At 35.5% G+C, this 1165-nt stretch carries 1 protein-coding gene; it reads right to left on the reverse strand.

The features are described from left to right. Positions 1 to 1095, reverse strand: a complete 1095-nt coding sequence (locus CLV62_RS21440; protein WP_110312794.1) for an IS4 family transposase — start codon at positions 1093 to 1095, stop codon at positions 1 to 3. Positions 1096 to 1165: the final 70 nt, after the last annotated feature.

Genomic DNA, 1165 nt, shown 5'->3' on the forward strand with positions numbered 1-1165 from the left:
CTAAGTACATGACAAAAATTTTATAGGATTTGTATTTATCTGACAATAAGGGTTTAACAACCATTGTGCTATATTGTCTAGTCCATACTTAAAGATACTTTTCGCTTTTTTGCCATGTTTTAGTAATCGTATTCTTTTGATTTTTTTGTCTATATATATTCCCGTAAGATAAGCCCATATAAAAGCAATGCAAACAATAGCTAAAAGTTTTTCTATCCTGTCCATCTGAGTCAAATGGGTTTTCTCTATATTAAAACCACTTGTTTTGAATGCCCGGAACATAGTTTCAATCTGCCAGCGGATAGCATAGCTTTTTTCAGGATGTTTACTAAGTTCAAAAGAAGCAATAATCAATAAATCCACCTTTCCCTTGTCATTAATGAACCTCAAAGCAGATAAATAACAAGGGGAATTATTTATATAATACATCGGGGTGAGTCTTTTCCACTGATTGACCTTCACCTTGGAGAATAAACATCTGGCCTTTCTTTTCCAATCCTTTGGATACCGCATAACACCATGATGAGCCAATACGCGGATATGATATTTTATTTTTTGCTGACGAAGCAAATTCAGCCATTCATTTCCAATAAATTCCCTGTCAGCTAATAGTTCTTTAATGCTTTGTCCCCCAAAAAGCCGTATGTAATGTTTGATAATCTCAATACGCTCATGGGTATGAGAAGCCCCTTTACCGGGTATCAATTTATAGATTAGAGGAAAACTAAGACCTTGATAAGCAATGGATATTACCAGAATATTTATATCACTTTTGCCAAATTGCCAGTTAGTCCTATCCATAATTAACCGATAGGGCGGCTTATGGGGCAACAGACTATAAATCATACGGCTTATCAGATCCATATCCAGTACATAAACAGCCATGAAACGCTGGATGCGCCGCAAGGAAGATTCCCCTTTGCTGGAGCTCTCAAAGCCTTGAGCCAAACGCTCAAAATTGACGGTTTGTACTTTACATAATGCCATAATCATTAATGCCATAAATTTTATGCGTGCCCGATTCATTTTTCCGCTAAAATGCGACTCTAATATCAAGCTTAATTCTTTACTTTTGTCTGAGACCTTGGTTTGCATATCTTGAAAAACTCCCCAGTTTTTCTTTCTAAGATACGAAAAATCAAGGTCTTTTCAAAATATTAAAAAA

The organism is Indolivaga alginatilytica (assembly GCF_003201355.1).
In the GTDB taxonomy this organism is placed as follows: Bacteria; Bacteroidota; Bacteroidia; order Bacteroidales; family Dysgonomonadaceae; genus Dysgonomonas_A; species Dysgonomonas_A alginatilytica.